Origin of the sequence: Shinella sp. WSC3-e, assembly GCF_945994535.1 — a bacterium.
GTDB lineage: Bacteria > Pseudomonadota > Alphaproteobacteria > Rhizobiales > Rhizobiaceae > Shinella > Shinella yambaruensis.
Window position 1 is genome coordinate 2,560,777 of sequence record NZ_OZ000530.1, and the last position, 19,682, is coordinate 2,580,458.

Consider the following 19,682-nt stretch of genomic DNA (forward strand, 5'->3'; position numbering starts at 1 on the left):
ACAGTATTCGTTGACTATGGACGAAAATGCGTGAGGCAGTTATAAGGCTGGACATGATTACACCTGCACAATCTCGGGCCGGACGTGGCCTTATCGAATGGTCACAAGATCAGCTTGCGCAGGCGGCGCATCTTGGGCTCTCGACAATCCGTGACTTTGAGAAAGGGCGGCGCGTGCCTACACACAACAACCTTGCCGCGATTAAGGCTGCCCTGGAAACAGCCGGCGTGATATTCGTTGACGAGAATGGCGAAGGGCCGGGCGTCCGGTTGAAGAAAGGGAGGTAGAATGCTTACTTGGGCTGAACGTCTTACTTTGTGGAACCAGTATGAAATCCTCAAGCGGATCAATCCGGACGACACGAAAGAATACGAGACAAATCAAGAAATCCTCTCACACGGTTATGAGCAGTGGTATCCTGAGATCAACCCATCGATTTACGCGGAAACCCTCAAACCGGAGGTTTCCGGCGAGGTTATCGACATACTAAGTATGTTCCGGGCAATAAAGCATTCTTGCATTCGTCTAGGATATACCCCGAAAAGCTCTTCAGCCGAATTCGCGGGCTTCGACGGAAATGATGACGGCGGACATTACGGGTTCGCTCGCTTTCTTCGACGCACACTTGGAAGATGGGAAGAACTCAAAGACCTTCCCGACAATTCACACAGCAGTTTCTCGCTGAATCGGTATCGTCGCATGCACGAAGCCTGGCAGCTTCGCGGCGGCAGCCACGAACTTACAGCAGAACAGATTGAAGAAATCGCGGAAGCCTAATGACGGAAGACGATGAATACTTCCTCGCGAACACGGCGCTCGATGCCAACGAATGGCGCGGCGTCGGTCAACTCGCCAATGCCTTGCGCGATTTGGAGCCGCTTGCCAAACGTGGCAATCTCGGCGAAGTCGTAGCCGAACGCTTGGTGAAGATGGGGCTTGCCGAGAGCGGCCCTACTTCCGACCGATACCAGTCCATAGGAATGAGGAAGGGCTATCGCCTGACCGGATTCGGCTGGAAGGTCATGGATCGCGGAAGGTTTCCGCGCCGGGCGAGATGACGCGCAAGCCCTTTCCTTGGCACAAGCTCACCCCGGCGCAGATCGAGGTGATGGAGAAGATCACCTCCGCCGGAGCATTGCCCTATGCCAAGCTGGAATATCGTGACCTGGTTGCTTTCGAAGAGCTGCGAAAGCTCGGCCTCGCCGACATGAAGCCGAAAGGTCGGTCGAAGCTAGAAGCCGTGCTGACGGACGAGGGCAAGGCGCTCCAGGCCGACAACTATCGCACCGAACAAATCGTGGTTCGCGTCACTGCCGCGCAGATCGACTTGCTGCGAAGCTTGAATGATGCGCCGGTCGAAGACAGCGTAGGTGTCCCCATCAACGATATACCAGGTAGCGATAAGGACATCTGCCGGCGCATGTCATTGCGCGGATGGGTAGAATGGTATGAAGGATGGGACAAGCAGTTTTGGGCGAAGCTGACGACAGCCGGCCGCGAAGTGCTGGAAACCGTTGATGCTCTGGATGAAGCTATAGCGCAGATGGCCGATGCGGTGAAAAGGGGAAAACTCCAATAACTGCCGCTTTCCGAAGCGCGATCCCGGATTCTGCTTGGAAAAGATGCTCGATGGTGACTATCTTCGCGCAATTTTTCGCAGCAGAGATTCGTTTCATCTTTATGGCTCTTGCGTACTATCCATCACCTGGTGAGATCGTCCTTTGTGATTACGGCACCGGCTTCGTTTCTCCAGAAATGGTGAAGCTACGGCCTGTTGTTATTGTTTCACCGAGACTGCGACGACGCGCCGATCTGGTTGCGGTGGTCCCTCTCAGCACCACGCCGCCCGATCCGGAGGAACCGCACCACTGCAATTTCACTTTGGCGGTGCCTTTGCCGTATCCTTTCGATGAACCGACCATGTGGGCAAAATGCGATATGGTCTCGACTGTTTCACTTTCACGTCTTGATCGCTTTAGGGACGGCCGCGCGCCTGGCGGCGGCGGCAGGCGCTTTCGAACCGGCAGAATTAGCGCAGCTCAACTTATAGAAATTCGTAAGGCCGTCCTGCATGGTTTGGGCCTCGGTTCATTGACGATTCACCTATGAGTGCGTATATCAATACGCGTTCCCGCTCTGCTTCGGCATCGGGCTTGGAGACTGCTTCTTAAATGAAGCAGCGGGTCTCGCGTCGGCGATAACAAGCTTGCGGGGCCGTCGTGTGTTCGGAAAAGCCCTACCTTATGGTGGGGCTTTTCGCGTTTTCCGCACTGCCAGCACCCCCGATCCTATTTTTGGGGGTTTTGGCGGTGCCTCCCCTTAGCGTTTTCGCGATTTTTTCAATGGCATTTGGACAACGGTTGCCTCAATGCCGGTCATCTGCCGGTGAACCTCGCCGCCGATCTTGTTGGCGGCAGCGATCAGAACGCTATCGAGCTTGTGAATGTATCGCGACGTGACCGTCTGGCCTTTGTGTCCGATGATCGCGCCGATCGTGTTTTCGGTGAAGCCGAGATCGTCGCCGACGCTGGCGAATGAATGCCGCAAGGTGTGTGACGTGACACCAGTCAATTCCGCCCGCGCGACAATCCTGTCCACGGCGGTGTCGAGAGACCCATAGTGCCCTTTTGTCTTCCGCGCCGCCGGCAGCACATAGATATTGTCGGACGTTCGATCGATCTTCTCCAGCACCTCGATAGCTGCTTGCGACAGCGGCCGAACCGACGCGCCGGTCTTGGAATCCTCCAGGCGCAATGCCTTGCCGTCGAAATCGACTTCCGACCATTTCAACGCCTGTACCTCGCCGAACCGGCACCCGGTCAGAGCGATCAGCCAAGTTCCGGCTATGGCTTGCGGCAACTCGGCTTCTGCCTCGGCTGTCGCCAGCGCCGTGCCAAGCGCACGATACTCATCAGGTGACAGTCGACGATCGCGTTTTCCGACTGCCGGCTTTTTGATGCCGCGCGCCGGATTTTGGTCGATGATGCCTTCCGAAACGGCGTAGGAGAGAATGCCGCTCATAAGCGACACGGTTTGCCTCGCGGTTCCCGGCCCGCCTTCGACAACCGCCTTCCCCCTAAGCTTCGCCGTTTTCTCTGTCGTCGCAGTTTTGCCGTTGGTGACATCCCGCATCATCTTCGTGACCATCGGCGTCGTCAGGTCGATAACCAGCTTCGAGCCTAGCAGCGGAACGATATGCCGGTTGATGCGGCCCTGATCGACATAGATCGTCGTGGCCTTTTTCGGCTTCCCGCCCTTGCCCAGGATCACCCCCTTTCGGGCGGCTTCCATATACTGCTCGCAGAGCTGTTTCACGGTCAGCGACTTGCGCCTCGTCGTCCGGTCCTTTTGTGGATCCTCACCGCGAACCGTGCTGCCGAGTGAGGCGATCGCAAGCTTGCGGGCTTCTTCCGTCGTGATCTTGCCGTGCCGGCCGATCGTCATTCGCCGGCGCTCGCCGTCCGCGTTGCGATAGTCGACGAAATACGTGCGGCTTCCTGTCGGGTTCACATAAACACCGAAGCCAGCCAATTCGCCGCACCACAAGCTGTATTGCTTCGCCTTCGGTTCGGCGGTCTCGACCATCGTTTTCGTGAGCTTCGGCATGTGCCTTGACCTTTGTACTTTTCCTGCTACTCACCAAATACTCACCACGAAATGGGAAAGTGGGGAAGAGGCGAGAGTAGACAGGAAAAATCAAAATCAGCGAAAATGACGGAAAATCAATGCTATAGAGCATTATAGAAAATTCTGGAAAACTCGCGAAAAGTCGCTAGCTTAATTTTCCGATTCCAAAGGTCGCAGGTTCGAATCCTGCCGGGTGCGCCACTTCTGCCTGATGCACAGACACAGCGAAGGACGCTCGGCTGTCTAGACGCCGATGGCGACTTGCATGCCTTCCGGGGCGGCATACATTGCCATGTTCTTGCGCGACAGATCGAGATGGGCGCGCACCAGCGCTTCGGCGCGGTCGGCATCGTGATGGGCGATGGCATCGATGATGTCGTCGTGCTGGCGGCAGGCCTCTTCCAGATTGTCCTGCATCTGCGCATTGGCGGGACGGTAGAAGATCTTTCCGATCCGCGCGTGATCGATCAGCAGCCGGCGCAGGCTCGGCAGCAGGTAGGGATTGTTCGCGACCTCGCCGATGCGCAGATGGAACTGGTCGTTGTAGAAGACGCGGCCATCGATATCGTCGCCTTCGACGGACTGGCGGAAACTGGCCTGGATTTCCCGAAGACCCGCAATATCCGCTTTCGTCGCGGTTTCCGCGGCAAGCCGCGTGGTCGCGGCATAGATGAGCGGCGCCACCAGGAAGAAGTCACGCAGCGACTGATAGCTCATGGAGGTCACGCGCGCGGGACGATTGGCCTCAAGCTCGATGAAGCCCTCGCCGGCAAGCTGCCGCATGGCTTCGCGAACCGGCGGCCGTGAAAGGCCGAATTCCTCGCTGAGCGCGATCTCGTCCAGAACCGAGCCCGGCGCGATCTGCATCGTCAGGATGCGATGGCGCAGGCTCGAACTGAGGGCGGTCTTGCGGTCGACCCCGGCGCCTGCCTCGGTCGGGATTTGCTCTGTGGCCATGTCGAACTCCTTTGAGCGGCAATCTGTCTACAATCGATAGGCGGGTCAATGCGGGCACCGCGGTTTTCGCCGGGCGCAAGCCGGCGTACGGCCTCCTTCACAAGCCATTCGAAGCGAATTGCGCGGGCATGCTAGCATCATGCCTATTGACAGTCTATCAATTGTCTACTTATTGTCTTTCAAAGATAGCCCTGCATGACACCCGGAGCCGTCGGTGCGTTACGCACCGACGGCCTCATCCGATCCCGTCGAACCGCGGACCTGCTGCCATGACCGACTTCCCCTTTGCGGGCCTGAACCTTGCCATTGCCACGCCCTTCGACGCCGAGGGCCGCATCGACCATGCGCGGCTGGAACAGAACCTCGAACGCTACCTGGCGCTGGGCGTGCCTGGCTTCGTCCTCAGCTCCGGCACCGGCATGCATGTCTATCTTTCGCGGGAAGAGTCGGACGAACTCGTGCGGCGCGGATCGAAGATCATCAACGGACGTGCAAAGCTCATCGTCCAGACCTCCGCCCTTCTGACGGACGACGTCGTCGCCCGGACGAAGCATGCGGCCGATTGCGGCGCTGACGGCGTCATGGTGCTTCCGCCCTTCTTCGAGGGGCCGACCGACGACCAGGGCATCATCGATTTCTATACGGAGGTCGCAGCCGCCGGACTGCCGGTCATCGGCTACAACGTTCCCCATGCGGTGGGCGTCACGGTCACGCCGTCGTTGCTTGCGGACTTGTGCGCGATCCCGAACTTCTGCGCCGTCAAGGACAGCAGCGGCGACCTCGGCAGGCAGGCATCCCTCATCCGCACCGGCCTGCCCGTCATGAACGGCGCCGACAATCTCGTGCCCTTCGCGCTCTGGTCCGGCGCGAGCGGCCTGATCTGGGGTGGTGCGAACTTCGCGCCGCGCACCGCACTTGCCCTCGTTGCAGCCGCAATGGCCGGCGACTGGTCGAAGGCACGCGCGATCTGGACGGTCCTCGAGCCCGCCATGTCCCTGATCTGGGAAGGCGACTACGTGCAGTCCGTCTACGCCGCCGCCGAACTCACCGGCTATGGCGCGGGCGCACCGCGCAAGCCGCTCAGGGCCCTGTCGCCCGAGCGGATCGACATTCTCCGCACGGCGCTCGGCACCCTCGTCGAACGCGAAGCCTGAGCCGTGAGCCGTCCCGCGAAAAAGGTCTTTGCCGCATCGAGGCTCCCGACGAACACGGGCGTCTCCGGATGGGTGGCGATGCTCCCTCCCCGCCAGGCGAAGCCCCGGCTCGCGGGTCGCTCCACCGCCGATGTGGTGATCATCGGTGGCGGCTTCGCGGGCCTCTCCGCCGCGCGCAGGGTAGGGGATATCGATCGCTCCCTGCGGGTCGCGGTGCTCGAGGCCGGCGTCATCGGGGACGCGGCCGCCGGTCGCAACTCCGGCTTCATCATCGACCTGCCGCACGACGTCTCTTCCGAGGACTATGGTGGCGACACGATCGCCAAGAACCGCGAGGCCATCGAGATCAGCCGCACCGCGATTGCGCTGGCAAGTGCCGTCGCCGAGGAGCAGCGCTGGGAACGCACGATCTTCGATCCATGCGGACGCTACAGCGTCGCCATCAGCGACGAGGGCGATCGGCATCTGGTCAAATACGCGGAAGGCCTGGCGGCGCTCGGAGAAAGGCATCAGCTGCTCGATGCGCGCGGGATCGCCGATATAACGGGTGTCGAGACCTATACGTCCGGCCTCTTCATGCCGGGAACGGTGATGGTCCAGCCCGCTGCCTATATTCGCGGACTGGCCGACAGCCTGCGTGATCCGGTCACGGTCTATGAGAATTCGCCCGCGGTGCGGATCGAAGGCGGCGGTGGCGAATGGACCGTGACGACGCCGCACGGCGCTATCAGCACGGGCAGGATCATCCTGGCAAACAACGGCCACGCGGAAAGCTTCGGCTTCTTCGAAAGCCGCCTTCTCCACGTGTTCACATGGGCATCGATGACGCGCGCGTTCGATCCCGGCCGCCTTCGCGGACAGAGGAACTGGGCGGCCACGCCGGCGCTGCCGATGGGAACGACGGTCCGCCGTATCGCGGGAGAGCGCGGCGACCGCATCCTCGTGCGCTCCCGCTACACCTATCACGCGGGCATCGAGGCCGGAAACGGGACGCTTCGACGTGCCGCCGCGAAGCATGACCAGAAGTACAGCGCGCGCTTTCCCGCGCTTGCAGACGTCCCGATGGAATATCGCTGGGGCGGGGCGATGGCGCTCACATGGAACGCCGTGCCCGCCTTCGGCGAGATCGAGCGCGGCATCTTCGCGGCATGCGGCTGCAACGGCGTGGGCGCGACGAAGGCGACCGCCAACGGCATCGCCGCGGCCGACCTGATGCTCGGCCGGAAATCGCGGCTCACGGAAATCTTCGCACGCTTCGAGGCACCCAGACCGCTCCCGATGCAGCCGTTCAGGACCATCGGCGCGAAGGCGAACCTGGCCTTCAAGGAATGGAGGGCCGGCGCGGAGTGATCCCGAAGCGCCTGCCGGGCGCGGCGCGATCCATCGAAAAAGTTCACCATCAGGCCGGATGTCGCGGCGCTCCGGCGCATCTCAGCTTCGCCGCTAACACAAAGGGAACGCAAATGAAAATTCTGCTTGCATCAACCGCATTGCTCCTGGGCACCGTCGCCGGCGCATCGCTGGCCAGCGCCGCCGAATGCGGCGACATCACCATCGCCAGCATGAACTGGCAGAGCGCCGAAGTGCTCTCCAACCTCGACAAGATCATCCTCAACGAAGGCTACGGCTGCAATGCCGAGATCACCATCGGCGACACGGTCCCGACCATCACCTCCATGGCAGAGAAAGGCGAGCCGGATATCGCGCCGGAAGCCTGGATCGACCTCTTGCCCGACGTGGTCAAGAAGGGCACGGATGAAGGCCGCATCGTGCAGGTCGGCTCGCCGCTTCCCGACGGCGGCGTCCAGGGCTGGTTCATTCCGAAATATCTCGCCGACGCCCATCCCGACATCAAGACGATCCAGGATGTGCTGAAGCATCCCGAACTCTTCCCGGACCCGGAAGATTCCAGCAAGGGCGCGATCTACAACGGTCCGCAGGGCTGGGGCGGCACGGTCGTCACCGCACAGCTTTTCAAGGCCTATGACGCGGAGGCGGCGAACTTCACGCTGGTCGATACCGGCTCGGCCGCCGGCCTCGACGGCTCGATCGCCAAGGCCTATGAGCGCAAGGAAGGCTGGGCCGGCTATTACTGGGAGCCGACCGCCCTCCTCGGCAAATACGAGATGGTGAAGCTCGGCCATGGCGTGCCCTATGACGCGGCCGAGTGGAAGCGTTGCAACACCGTCGCCGATTGCCCGGATCCGAAGACCAACGACTGGCCGGCCGACAAGGTCGTGACGCTCGTGGCAAAATCCTTCTCCGAAACGGCCGGTCCCGAGGTCATGGACTATCTGGCGAAGCGCTCCTGGTCGAACGACACGGTCAACAAGCTGATGGCCTGGATGACCGACAACCAGGCAAGCGGCGAAGACGGCGCAAAGCACTTCCTCGAAGAGAACAAGGACATGTGGAAGGCCTGGGTCTCCCCGGAAGCCGCCGAAAAGATCGAAGCTGCGCTCTAGGCCATGCCTTGGGGGCGAGCGACGGCCGCCCCCCGCGAAAATCGGTGCGATGCGGGCCTGCGCGTCGCACCAATCCTGCCGGCAGAACAAGAAGAACACACGAGGTCGGCTCTTTGGAAAAGGGGAACGGAATGGACTGGTTTTTCAAATTCCCGCACATGGACGACAATTCGCTGCGGGACCTGAAAAAGGCCATCGACGATGGCTTTCGCGGCTTCACCCGCAGCTATGGCGATATCATCGAGGGCTTCTTCTCGCCCCTTCAGCATTTCCTCATCGCCTCGGAGCGCTTCATGCTGAAGACGCCCTGGCCCATCATCACGCTGCTGATCCTCGCCATCGCCTATGCTGCGACGCGCAGCCTGCGCATCACCGCCGGTTGTCTCGCGACCCTCATGATCATCGGCTATTTCGACATGTGGGACGATACGATGCGGACGATCTCCATGATCTTCGTCTGCACGGTGCTGTCGATCGCCATCGGCATCCCGATCGGCATCCTCATGGCACGCTCCGACAGGATGCAGCGCGTCGTCAACCCGGTCCTCGACGTCATGCAGACCATGCCGAGCTTCGTCTATCTCATCCCCGTCGTCATGCTGCTCGGCATCGGCAAGGTGCCGGGGCTGATCGCCGTCGTCATCTACGCCATCCCGCCGATGATCCGCCTCACCGACCTCGGCATCCGCCTCGTCGACAAGGATGTTCTCGAAGCCGCCGACGCCTTCGGCGCGGACAACCGCCAGAAGCTCTTCAAGGTGCAACTGCCATTGGCCCTTCCCACCATCATGGCCGGCATCAACCAGACGATCATGATGGCGCTCGCCATGGTGGTCATCGCTTCCATGATCGGCGTGCAGGGCCTCGGCCAGCCGGTGCTCAAGGCCATCGCCAACCAGTACTTCACGCTCGGCATCTTCAACGGCCTCGCCATCGTCGGCATCGCCATCATGTTCGATCGCGTCAGCCAGGCCTATGGCAAGCGCCTGCAGAAGCACCGGGAGATCGTCCATGGCTGAGCACGCCTTCGGCGGCATTAAGATCCGCAACCTCTACAAGATCTTCGGCCCCAATGCGGGCGCCCATATCGAGGCCGTCAAGAACGGCCTCACCAAGGCGGAGCTCAACGCCAGATACGGCCATGTGCTCGGCCTCAGCGACATCAACATCGAAATGCCCTCGGGCTCGATCCAGGTGATCATGGGCCTCTCCGGCTCCGGCAAGTCGACGCTGATCCGCCACATCAACCGGCTGATCGATCCGACGGCCGGCGAGGTCCTGGTCGATGGCGTGGACGTGGTGACGATGCAGGAGGCCGAACTCAGGGAATTCCGCCGCCACCAGACGGCGATGGTGTTCCAGAAATTCGCGCTGCTGCCCCACCGCACCGTGCTCGACAACACGATCTTCGGGCTGGAGATTCAGGGCATGCCGCGCCAGAAGAGCCTCGACACGGCCATGCGCTGGCTCGAACGCGTCGGCCTAAGGGGGTTCGAGGAAAAATACCCCAACCAGCTCTCCGGCGGCATGCAGCAGCGCGTGGGCCTTGCCCGGGCGCTCGCCAACGATGCGCCGGTCCTTTTGATGGACGAGGCCTATTCGGCGCTCGATCCGCTGATCCGGACGGACATGCAGACCGTGCTGCTCGACCTGCAGAAGGAGATCAGGAAGACCATCGTGTTCATCACCCACGACCTCGACGAGGCGCTGCGCCTCGGCGACCAGATCGCCATCCTGCGCGACGGCGAGGTCATCCAGCAGGGCACCAGCCAGGATATCGTGCTGCGTCCCGCCGACGACTATGTCGCCAACTTCGTCAAGGAAGTGAACCGCGGACGGGTGGTGCATGTCGAAGCGGTGATGACGCCAGGTGCGGTACAGGCATCGGGCAAGCCGACGGTCGTGAGCGGAACGACGGTCGAAGACACCCTTCGGGTCCTCTCCCGCGAGGTTGCCGACGAGGGCGTCGTCGTCTCCTCGAGCGGCGAAACGCTCGGCGTGGTGACCGTCCGGCAGCTCGCCGGCGCCATGGTGAATGCGGCGCGCTGAATCGCAAAGGAGATGACCGCCCGCCGGGCGGTCATCATACGTTCGATCAGGCCACGCGAACCTCCTGCCCGCCCGCTGCGGCAGAGGGGATCGCCATGCCGGCACGCCGGCCCTCGTAGAAGGCATAGGGCGCCTGGCGCGGCGCGACACCGTCGCCGATCTCGACGAAGGGAATGCCCAATTCCGCCAGTTCCAGCGCCAGCCAGTTCGCCGCGACATTCGTCGTGGAGAAGACGAGGCTGTCGGCCTCGATCGTCTCGTTCCTGCCGGTGAGGTGCGAGACGAGTGTCGCGGCATTGCCCTGCCAGCTCTCGATGCTCGTCTCCGTGCGGAACTGAACGCCGAGCCGGCTCAGCGTGCGCCGCAGGGGAACGTCGGCGGCGGTGCGCTGGAGTTCCTTGCCGACCAGCGCATCGGGCGTCACGAACGTCACCGCGTGGCCCTGCTCGGCAAGCTTCCAGGCCGTACCGCAGCCCTTCCAGCCACCGGTCTCGTCCAGGACCACGACGCGGCGGCCGAGCCGAGCCTGGCGGGCCATGACGCTTTCGGCGGAGAACACGTTGCCGCGCTCAACACCCGCGAGCGACGGATGGTCCGGCCGGGCTTTCTGGAAGCCGCTCTCAAGCGGCAGGGAGCCGGTGGCGAGGATGACGACATCGGCGCCGATCGCCGAGACGTCTCCGCCTTCCAGATAGCTGTTCAGTCGGACCTCGACGCCGAGCTTTGCGAACCGGGTCTCGTACCAGCCGATGAGGTCGAGGATCTGCGCGCGCCGCGGCTGTTCGCCGGCGAGGCGGAAGGCGCCGCCGAGCCTGTCGGCGGCTTCCGCCAGCACGACGCGATGGCCCTTTTCCGCCGCGGCCCGCGCGGCCTCCAGCCCCGCCGGCCCGCCGCCGACGACCAGCACGGATTGCGGGTCCGCCACGCGCTCGAAGCGATCGCCGCCCCACTCGGCCTCCCGCCCGACCGAGGGGTTGATGAGACAGCTGATCCAGTAGTCCCGCGACCGCCGCCCCCAGCACATCTGGTTGCAGGAAAGACAGCCGCGGATATCTTCCGGCGTGCCGCTGCGCGCCTTGTTGGCGAGATGCGGATCGGCGATCTGGCCGCGCACGATGGAAACGAGGTCCGCCGATCCCTCGCCCAGCGTGATCTCCGCATTGTCAGGCGTGCGGATATGGCTTTCGGCCGTGACCAGGGCATGGCTGACGACCTTCTTCAGGCGTGCCGAAAGCTCGATCCCGAGCCGTTCGGGATAGAGGAAGGTCGGCATCAGGCTGCCATAGTCGAAATAGCCGCCGGACCCGCAGGTGACGTAATCGATCAGCCTGTCCGCATCCAGACCGGCGACGATCTCCGTGATCTGGTCGCGGGTGAGCGCCGTGGGACAGCCCGGCTCGTCGCTGACGGTCAGGCCGACGATGAAATCCGGGCCGCAGAGCCGCCGGATGCGGCTCAGGATCTCGCGCGAGAACCGCGTCCGGTTTTCCAGGCTGCCGCCCCATCTGTCCTCGCGCCTGTTGTAGAACGGCGTCCAGAACTGGTCGAGCAGGCCGCCATAGGCCGCCCAGACCTCCACGCCGTCGAAACCCGCCGCCTGGCAGCGCCGCGCCGCACTGACGAAGGCTTCGATGGTCTCTTCGATCTCGGCCTCCGTCATCGCATGGGAGCCGTCGCTGTCGTGGTAGCTCGGCCCGCCGGAGGGCGACCAGTGCGCATGGAAGGACAGGTCGGAATCACCATGGCTGCCGACGTGATAGAGCTGCTGGAGCACGACCGCACCATGCCGCTTCACGCTTTCCGTCAGCCTGCTGAAGGCGGGGATGACGGAATCGTCGCAGGTGCGGAAATTGCCGCGCGTCAGCACGGTCGCCGGATGCACCGGCATCGGCTCGACGACGATCATCGCCGCGCCGCCGATCGCCCGCTCGACATAGTAGGCGATCGTCTGTTCGCTCGGCAGTCCGTTGACGGACATGTTGGCCGTGTGCGCGCCGAAGACGATCCTGTTGCGCAGCGTATGGCCGGCGAGCTTGATTTCGGAAAAGGTCTTGGGAAAGGAGGGCGTCATCTTGGATCCTGGAAAGCTGCTGCGGGGCACAATGCAGTGGCGCGGGCCTCGAAAGACCCGCGCCGGAAGTTCAGAGGGCGGCGGCAATCTTGTCCGCGACGTCGGCGCTCAGCCAGGATTTCCAGAGGTCCGGGTGCTCCTTGAAGAAATGCGCCGCGCCATCCTCGCCGCTCGCCTGCGTATCGGTCATCCATGACATCACCGCGCTGACGGTCTGGTTGTCCCACGACCTCTTGCGAAGATAATCGATCACGCCGGCATTTCCACTATCGACGAGACGCTGCGAGACGAGTGTCACGACATTGTCCTTCGGCCATTCGTTCTTCTTCGGATCGGGACAATCGGCGACGGTGTTGCAGCGCTTCCATTCGGCCGCATCGTGGGCCACGCCGGCATCGAGGCGCACCATCTCGTATTTCCCGAGCAATGCCGTCGGCGACCAGTAATAGCCCATCCAGCCTTCCTTGCGCTCGTAGGCCTTGGCCATTGCACCGTCGAGACCGGCCTGCGTGCCGGGATCGACGAGGTCGAAACCCTTGGCCTCGCCGCCATAGGCCTTGAAAAGCTGCGCGCTGACGACCGAGCCGCCGGAGCCCTGCGGGCCGTTGAACACCGCGCCCCGCGCGGCATTCTCCGGCGCCGGGAAAAGCTCGGGACGGGCGAAGGCGTCGTCGACCGTCCTGATGTCGGGATGGGCGTCGACGATGAACTTCGGAATGTACCAGCCCTGGATGCCGCCATCCGAAAGTGCCGGTCCGATATTTACAATCCTGCGCTCGTCGACGCCACGCTTGACGATTTCCGGAACGAGGTCCACCCAGGACTCGCCAGCAATGTCGGGCTGGCCTTTTTCGACCATGGAGGTGATCGTCGGCACGGTGTCGCCGGGCACGAATTCGACCTGACAGCCGAAGCCCTGCTCCAGGATGAATTTGTCGACATGTGCGAGAAGTTCACCGCTTTGCCAGTTCATGTTCGCCACCGTGACCGTGCCGCAGTCGGCATGGGCGCCGTGGGCGAAACCGACGGCCAGAACGACCGTCGAAAGTGCGAGAAGCTTGTTCATCCTGTTCCCCTGTTCGCATTTTTTGATGGATCTGCTCGGCGGGGCGGGAACGGCCATTCCGGTGCTTCGGCACTGGACCTCCCCTTCCCTTACCAACGCAAATCAATGCTATTTGCCTTCATCGGCGCCGTATTGTACGTTTAGGACAATTTCGATGGCGCGGAGACCCGTCTTGCAGCGTGATTACGCCCCTCTGGGACCGAGCAAGCCGCCACCGGACATCACGGCGCCGCTCCGGATCGGCATCGTCGCCACCCCGAACTTCACGCTGATGCCGCTCGGCTGCTTCACCGATTTCCTGCGGCTGGCCGGGGACGAAAGCGACTACAGCCGACGGATCTATTGCGACTGGCATCTGTTGTCGCACACGCTCGATCCCGTGCGCGCGAGCTGCGGACTGGCGTTGACGCCCGGCCGGACCTATGGCGACCCGCGCGACTATGACGTCATCGTCGTGCATGGCGGCATCCTTCATGGCGACCACCGGATCCCGCCGGAGCTCTACGACTTCGTGCTTTCCGCCGCACGCATGGGCGTTCCCGTCGCCGGCAACTGCTCGGGAAGCTTCGTGCTGGCGGAGGCAGGCCTTCTCTCCGGCAAACGGTGTGCGGTGCATTTCGCGCTGGCGGGCGTGCTGCGCCAGACCTTTCCGGATGTCATTCCCGTCACGGACCGGCCGGTCGTGGTCGACGGCGGCGTCATCACCTGCCCCGGCGGCCTGGCCTCGATCAGACTCGCCATGTATCTCGTCGCCAATGCCTGCGGCGAATCCCGCGCCCACAAGGCCTTTCATTATCTTCTCGGCGATCAGGGCTTCGAGAAGGACGCGGCGGTCGAGGAGCAGGATATCGGCCTCAAATGCGAGGATCGTCGCGTGGCCAACGCCATCGGCCTGATGCGCCAGAAAATGTACGAACTCTGTTCCGTCGCCGAGATCGCCGCAAGCGTCGGCACGTCGGAGCGTGAACTGTCCCGCCTGTTCCGGAAACACCTGCAGGTCGCGCCCAGCCAGTACTGGCGCCAGATGCGGCTGAAGGCGGCGAAATGGATGGTGCTGAACAGCGATCGCTCCATTGCCCAGATCGCCTATGAATGCGGCTTCACGGACTGCGCCCACCTCGTGAACTGGTTCCGGCGCACCTACCACATCACGCCGGCGAAGCTGCGCCGCTCGCATCGCGAACTCGGCCTGCGCTGACCGGTTCTCCAGAAAGTCCAAAGCCTTGGCGCCGGAACGCACGCGTCCGCGCGGGTTCCGGAAGCTGCGCTCAAGCTGAGTATTTTTATTGTAGACATTATGTCTTCTATTGAGCTACAGTATGTCTACTTCGATGGGGCCGATGAAAACGGAAACTTCCGGCTCGGCTATCGAACCGACAATCCCAGGAGGACTTCATGGAATTCGACGGCATCTACACGCCGGTGATAACGCCGCATCGCGACGACGGGTCGATCGACCGGGACGCGTTTGCCCGCATGATCGAGCACCTGATCGCATCCGGCGTGCACGGCCTCATCAATGGCGGCTCGACGGGCGAGTATTACGCCCAGTCGATGGACGAGCGCGTGGAGATGGCCAGGTTCGCGAAAGAGGTGATCGGCGATCGCGTGCCGCTCGTGGTGGGCACCGTCGCCATCCGACTGGAGGATTCCATCGCCATGGCCGAGACCGCGGCGAAGATCGGCGCGGCCGCCATCCTCGTCGGCTCACCGCCCTACTCCGTGCCGACCGAGCGGGAAAACGCGTTGAACGCGCTCGCCATCGACCGCGCCGCCGATCTGCCGATCATGCTCTACAACTATCCCGGACGCATGGGCATCGACATGGGCGAGGAATTCCTCGACCGCGTCGGCCGCAGCCGGAATTTCTGTGCGATCAAGGAAAGCTCCGGCGACATCAATCGCGTGCACCTGCTGGCCCGCGACTACCCGCATATCCAGATGTCCTGCGGCATGGACGACCAGGCACTGGAATTCTTCGCCTGGGGCGCGAGGAGCTGGGTCTGCGGCGGTTCCAACTTCCTGCCGGCGGAACATATCGCGCTTTACAGGGCCTGCGTCGTCGAAAGAAACTTCACGAAGGGCCGGCGCATCATGTCGGCGCTGATGCCGCTGATGCGCGTGCTCGAACAGGGCGGCAAGTTCATCCAGTGCATCAAGTACGGCTGCGAGATGAACGGCTTTACCGCCGGCCCGCCGCGCCCGCCGCTCAAACCCCTGAACAAGGATGACATGCGGCAACTGGAACAGGTGGTGCGCGTCGTAAAGCGCACGATTGCACAGATCGAAGCGGAGGCGTGAACATGGGCGATCTTCTGACACACGACGAATACAAGGCGATTGCCGCCGGCCTCGACTTCCCGACCCAGGCCTTCATCGACGGCGCCTTCCGGCCGGCGATCTCGGGCAAGACCTTCGAAACGAGCAATCCGGCGACGGGCGCGGTACTGGCCAGGGTCGCGTCCTGCGGCCCGGAGGATGTCGACTTCGCCGTCGCCAAGGCGCGAGACGCCTTCGAGGACGGCCGCTGGTCGCGTCTGCATCCGACGGCGCGCAAGGAAATCCTCCTCCGCTTCACCAGGCTCCTGAAGCGCAATGCCCGCGAGCTTGCGGTGCTGGAAAGCCTCGACAGCGGCAAGACGATCTATGATTGCGAGAATGTCGACGTTCCGGAAACCATCCATTGCCTGACCTGGCATGCCGAACTCATCGACAAGATCTACGACCAGGTCTCGCCCGCCTCCGACAACCATATCGCCATGGTGGTGCGCGAGCCGGTCGGCGTGGTCGGCCTCGTGCTGCCCTGGAACTTCCCGCTCCTCATGCTCGCCTGGAAGATCGGCCCGGCGCTGGCGGCGGGCAACTCCGTCATCGTCAAGCCGGCCAAGGAAACGCCGCTGACGGCGCTGCGGGTGGCGGAGCTCGCCATGGAGGCCGGCATCCCCGCCGGCGTGTTCAACGTGCTGCCCGGCGGCGGCGCCGATGTGGGCGAACCGCTCGGCAGGCACATGGACGTCGACATGGTGTCCTTCACCGGCTCCACCGAGACCGGCCGCCGCTTCCCCCGCTATTCGGCCGAGTCCAACCTCAAGGAAGTCACCCTCGAAATGGGCGGCAAGAACCCGGCCGTGGTGCTCGACGATGCGGAGAACCTCGACCGCGTCGCCGCCCACCTCGTCAACGGCGCCTTCTGGAACATGGGCGAGAACTGCTCGGCCTCCTCGCGCCTGATCGTCCAGCGCGGCATCAAGGACGAACTGTTGAAGCGCATGGTGGCGCATGCCCGGGAATGGCCGATGGGCGATCCGCTCGACCCGGAAAGCCGCGTCGGCGCGCTCGTCTCCAAGGCACATTTCGAGAAGGTCGCCTCCTATCTCGAAAAGGGCCAGAAGATCGTGCTCGGCGGCAAGGCCAGGGACGGTTTCGTCGAGCCGACGATCATCGACGTCGCCGACCGCGACGCCAAGGTCGTGCGCGAGGAAATCTTCGGCCCGGTCCTCACGGTGCTGACCGTCGAGAGCTATGACGAGGCGATCGCGCTTGCCAACGACACCGAGTACGGCCTCGCCGCCTCGATCTACACCGCCAATGCCAAGCGGGCGATCCGCGGGGCACGCGCCATCCGCGCCGGCACGGTGACGGTCAACTGCTTCGGCGAAGGCGACATCACGACGCCGTTCGGCGGCTTCAAGTCGTCCGGTTTCGGCGGCCGCGACAACGGCATCCACGCGCATGACCAGTACACGCGCATCAAGACGATCTGGATCGACCTCACCGACGACGTCGACGAGGCCGTGTCTTGATCAATCTTACGGCCGAAAGGCTGCCGGTCCATCGCGGGCCGGCAGCCTGGAGCGCGATCCTTCCCGACCAGCCGCCACCGGAAAGGCTCGAGGGTGACCTTGCCGTCGACGTCGCCATTGTCGGCAGCGGCTTTGCCGGCCTCTCCGCCGCACGGCGGCTACGCCAGATCGACTCGAAAATCCGGATCGCCGTCCTCGATGCGGGACGGCTTGCGGAAGGCGCGTCGGGCCGCAATTCCGGCTTCATGATCGACCTGCCGCACGACGTCTCCTCGGAGGACTATTCCGGCAAGGAGATGAGCGCCGACCAGAAGACCATCGCGCTCAACCGCAGGGCCATCGCCTTTGCCCGCTCGGCCGTCGAGGAATACGGCATCGACCCGGCATTCTTCGATCCGGCCGGCAAGATAAACGGCGCGGCGAGCAGCAAGGCCCATGCGCTGAACGCCAGCTACGCCACCCATCTCAGGCACCTCGGCGAAGCGAGCGAGATGCTCGACGAGACGGCCATGCTGGAGGTGACCGGCAGCCGGCACTATCGCTCCGGCCTCTATACGCCAGGCACCGTCATGATCCAGCCGGCCGGCTACATCCGCGCCGTCGGCGCCGGCCTGCGCAAGGCCGGCGTCGGCGTTTTCGAGGGGTCCCCGGTGGCGCGCATCGCCCGGAGCGGGCAAGGCTGGGCGCTGACGACGCCCCGCGGCACGGTCTCCGCCGCCAGGGTCATCCTTGCCAACAACGGCCATCTCGAAAGCTTCGGCTTCAAGCGCGGCCGGCTGATGCATATCTTCCTCTACGCCTCGATGACCGCGGACCTCGACCGCAGCACGCTGGCCAGGCTCGGCGGCCAGCCGCGCTGGGGCATCACGCCCTCCGACCCGATGGGCACGACCATGCGCCGCATCGATACCGCGCAGGGCGGCAACCGCATCGTCACGCGCACCTGCGCCACATTCCTGCCCGGCATGGTGCCGTCCGAAGCCGCCCTCGCCCGCACGGCCCGCACCCACCGCAAGAAGTTCGCCGACCGGTTCCCCGCCCTTGCCGGCGTGCCGATGGAATACAGCTGGGCCGGGCATCTGTGCCTGACATGGAACGGCGTCTCCGTGATGGGCGAGCTGGAGCCGGGCCTCTACGCGGCCTGCGGCTGCAACGGCCTTGGAACGGTCCGCAGCACACTGATGGGCATCGCCGTGGCCGACCTCGTTGCCGGCAGGCCTTCGGACATCTCGGCCCATTTCCTTGCCGAAGAAGAGCCGGCCAGGCTCGCCCCCCCGCCCTTCGCCGGGATCGGCGCGAACCTCTATCTCAAATGGCGCGAATGGCAGGCGCGCCGGGAATAGCACCGCCGCCGCGAAGGAAACGCACCGATGACCAAAGCCGCCCAGAACCCGCCGGCCTTGCGGATAGGCTTCATCCTTGCGAGGCGCTTCACCCTGTCGGCCATGGCGCTCTTCGTCGATACCTTGCGCCTGGCGGCCGACGACGAGGACGGCTCGCGCAAGATCCGTTGCAGCTGGGACGTGCTCTCGCATGCCCGCGGATTTGCGACATCGAGCTGCGGGGTGCAGGTCGCGTCTACCACCGAGCTGATCGATCCGCGCAAATACACCCATATCGTCGTTGTCGGCGGCCTGCTCGAGGTCGAGGAGCCGCTTGATGCCGCGGCGATCGCCTATCTCCGCAAGGCCGGACAGGCCGGCGTCGGCCTTGTCGGCCTGTGCACGGGGAGCTTCCTCCTGGCCGAAGCCGGGCTCTTGAAGAACCACACCAGCTGTGTCAGCTGGCTGCACCACAAGGCGTTCACGCAGCGCTTCCCGCATCTGAACGCGACGAGCGAGCAGATCTTCAATCTGGACGGCAGGATTGCGACATGCGCGGGGGGAAGCGCCTCGGCCGACCTCGCCGCCGCGCTCGTGCGGCGCCATGTCGGCGAGAGCGCCGAACGGAACGCCACGGAAATCCTGCAGATCTCCAACCGGCGCGAAGCGACCGAGGCCCAGGCGCGAAAACCGCTCGGCATCGAGATCGGCGACCGCCGCGTGCACCAGGCGCTCCGCCTGATGGAGCAGCATCTGGAGGACATTCTGCCGGTCAGCGCGCTTGCGACGCTCATCGGCCTTTCGCGGCGCCAGCTGGAACGGCTTTTTCTCGAATGCCTCGGCACGTCGCCCAGCGCCATCTACCTGCGCCTGCGCCTGGAGAGTGCCCGCCGCATGATGGCCGAGGACCCGAAACGGCCGCTGATCGACATCGCGCTCGCCACCGGCTTTTCCGGGCCTTCGCACTTCTCCATCCGCTTCCGCGCGCATTTCGGCATCAGCCCGACGGAGGCGCGGCGCCTCGACGGCATGCGGAAGGCGGGTCAGGTCGGCTGAGCCTGTGCTTTTGCGCCCGCCCCGGCCAAAACACCAAAAAAGCCGGGCGAGGCGGTCCAAGACCGACCTCGCCCGGCCGTCCGGGTAGGGCTAGTACGCGGACATCCTGATC

At 63.6% G+C, this 19,682-nt stretch carries 19 protein-coding genes; 15 read left to right on the plus strand and 4 right to left on the minus strand.

Annotation, left to right across the window (positions count from 1 at the left end; all coding sequences use genetic code 11):
• The first annotated feature begins 53 nt into the window (after window positions 1-53).
• The 5 genes from AABF56_RS12665 to AABF56_RS12685 are packed head-to-tail and all read left to right on the plus strand — an operon-like array spanning window position 54 to window position 2,109.
• Window positions 54-287 carry a helix-turn-helix domain-containing protein gene (locus AABF56_RS12665; RefSeq protein WP_272807503.1) on the plus strand — a complete coding sequence of 78 codons (234 nt, stop codon included), beginning with the start codon at window positions 54-56 and terminating at the stop codon, window positions 285-287.
• 1 nt (window position 288) lies between these two features.
• The gene (locus tag AABF56_RS12670; protein WP_272806178.1) at window positions 289-777 is read left to right on the plus strand and encodes a YfbU family protein; all 489 of its coding nucleotides are present in this window, start codon (window positions 289-291) and stop codon (window positions 775-777) included.
• Window positions 777-1,058 (plus strand): hypothetical protein, encoded by a 282-nt coding sequence (locus AABF56_RS12675; RefSeq protein WP_272806179.1) that lies wholly within the window; start codon window positions 777-779, stop codon window positions 1,056-1,058. Before AABF56_RS12670 ends, AABF56_RS12675 begins: the two co-directional genes overlap by 1 nt.
• Window positions 1,055-1,579, plus strand: coding sequence for a hypothetical protein (locus AABF56_RS12680; protein ID WP_272806180.1), 525 nt, complete (start codon window positions 1,055-1,057; stop codon window positions 1,577-1,579). Before AABF56_RS12675 ends, AABF56_RS12680 begins: the two co-directional genes overlap by 4 nt.
• A gap of 50 nt (window positions 1,580-1,629) precedes the next feature.
• Entirely contained in the window at window positions 1,630-2,109 is a 480-nt protein-coding gene (locus AABF56_RS12685) for a type II toxin-antitoxin system PemK/MazF family toxin (protein ID WP_272806181.1), read from the plus strand.
• A gap of 210 nt (window positions 2,110-2,319) precedes the next feature.
• Here AABF56_RS12685 and AABF56_RS12690 read toward each other — a convergent pair whose 3' ends face one another.
• Both AABF56_RS12690 and AABF56_RS12695 read right to left on the minus strand, forming a co-directional pair.
• Window positions 2,320-3,606 (minus strand): tyrosine-type recombinase/integrase, encoded by a 1,287-nt coding sequence (locus tag AABF56_RS12690; protein WP_272806182.1) that lies wholly within the window; start codon window positions 3,604-3,606, stop codon window positions 2,320-2,322.
• A 264-nt stretch (window positions 3,607-3,870) separates the two neighbouring features.
• Window positions 3,871-4,584: a GntR family transcriptional regulator gene (locus AABF56_RS12695; RefSeq protein WP_245082670.1), complete on the minus strand. Its 714-nt coding sequence runs from the start codon at window positions 4,582-4,584 to the stop codon at window positions 3,871-3,873.
• Between the two features lie 269 nt (window positions 4,585-4,853).
• Between AABF56_RS12695 and AABF56_RS12700 the strand changes: the two genes are divergently transcribed.
• From AABF56_RS12700 to AABF56_RS12720, 5 genes are all read left to right on the plus strand, one after another.
• Window positions 4,854-5,738, plus strand: a complete 885-nt coding sequence (locus tag AABF56_RS12700; RefSeq protein ID WP_272806183.1) for a dihydrodipicolinate synthase family protein — start codon at window positions 4,854-4,856, stop codon at window positions 5,736-5,738.
• Between the two features lie 3 nt (window positions 5,739-5,741).
• Complete coding sequence (locus AABF56_RS12705) at window positions 5,742-7,088, plus strand: NAD(P)/FAD-dependent oxidoreductase (RefSeq protein ID WP_272806184.1); 1,347 nt, start codon at window positions 5,742-5,744, stop codon at window positions 7,086-7,088.
• A gap of 113 nt (window positions 7,089-7,201) precedes the next feature.
• On the plus strand, window positions 7,202-8,203 hold the full coding sequence (locus AABF56_RS12710) for an ABC transporter substrate-binding protein (protein WP_245082659.1): 1,002 nt from the start codon (window positions 7,202-7,204) through the stop codon (window positions 8,201-8,203).
• 131 nt (window positions 8,204-8,334) lie between these two features.
• Window positions 8,335-9,222 (plus strand): ABC transporter permease, encoded by an 888-nt coding sequence (locus tag AABF56_RS12715; RefSeq protein WP_245082656.1) that lies wholly within the window; start codon window positions 8,335-8,337, stop codon window positions 9,220-9,222.
• Window positions 9,215-10,252 carry a quaternary amine ABC transporter ATP-binding protein gene (locus AABF56_RS12720; RefSeq protein WP_272806185.1) on the plus strand — a complete coding sequence of 346 codons (1,038 nt, stop codon included), beginning with the start codon at window positions 9,215-9,217 and terminating at the stop codon, window positions 10,250-10,252. Before AABF56_RS12715 ends, AABF56_RS12720 begins: the two co-directional genes overlap by 8 nt.
• Window positions 10,253-10,298: 46 nt before the next feature.
• Here the strand turns inward: AABF56_RS12720 and AABF56_RS12725 are convergent, their stop codons facing one another.
• Together AABF56_RS12725 and AABF56_RS12730 are read right to left on the minus strand one after the other, a co-directional pair.
• A complete protein-coding gene (locus tag AABF56_RS12725) occupies window positions 10,299-12,323 on the minus strand; it encodes an oxidoreductase (RefSeq protein WP_272806186.1) in 2,025 nt (674 codons plus the stop codon).
• Window positions 12,324-12,393: 70 nt separating this feature from the next.
• A complete protein-coding gene (locus AABF56_RS12730) occupies window positions 12,394-13,389 on the minus strand; it encodes an ABC transporter substrate-binding protein (protein WP_272806187.1) in 996 nt (331 codons plus the stop codon).
• Between the two features lie 172 nt (window positions 13,390-13,561).
• On the opposite strand from AABF56_RS12730, the gene AABF56_RS12735 reads away from it, so the two are divergent.
• The 5 genes from AABF56_RS12735 to AABF56_RS12755 all read left to right on the plus strand — a co-directional run bounded on the left by AABF56_RS12735 (window position 13,562) and on the right by AABF56_RS12755 (window position 19,570).
• On the plus strand, window positions 13,562-14,587 hold the full coding sequence (locus AABF56_RS12735) for a GlxA family transcriptional regulator (protein WP_272806188.1): 1,026 nt from the start codon (window positions 13,562-13,564) through the stop codon (window positions 14,585-14,587).
• Window positions 14,588-14,784: 197 nt separating this feature from the next.
• The gene (locus tag AABF56_RS12740) at window positions 14,785-15,690 is read left to right on the plus strand and encodes a dihydrodipicolinate synthase family protein (protein ID WP_272806189.1); all 906 of its coding nucleotides are present in this window, start codon (window positions 14,785-14,787) and stop codon (window positions 15,688-15,690) included.
• 2 nt (window positions 15,691-15,692) lie between these two features.
• Complete coding sequence (locus AABF56_RS12745; RefSeq protein ID WP_272806190.1) at window positions 15,693-17,192, plus strand: aldehyde dehydrogenase; 1,500 nt, start codon at window positions 15,693-15,695, stop codon at window positions 17,190-17,192.
• Window positions 17,189-18,535 (plus strand): NAD(P)/FAD-dependent oxidoreductase, encoded by a 1,347-nt coding sequence (locus tag AABF56_RS12750; protein ID WP_272806191.1) that lies wholly within the window; start codon window positions 17,189-17,191, stop codon window positions 18,533-18,535. The genes AABF56_RS12745 and AABF56_RS12750 overlap by 4 nt, the downstream gene beginning before the upstream one ends.
• Before the next feature lie 27 nt (window positions 18,536-18,562).
• Window positions 18,563-19,570, plus strand: a complete 1,008-nt coding sequence (locus AABF56_RS12755; protein ID WP_272806192.1) for a GlxA family transcriptional regulator — start codon at window positions 18,563-18,565, stop codon at window positions 19,568-19,570.
• Window positions 19,571-19,682 lie beyond the last annotated feature (112 nt).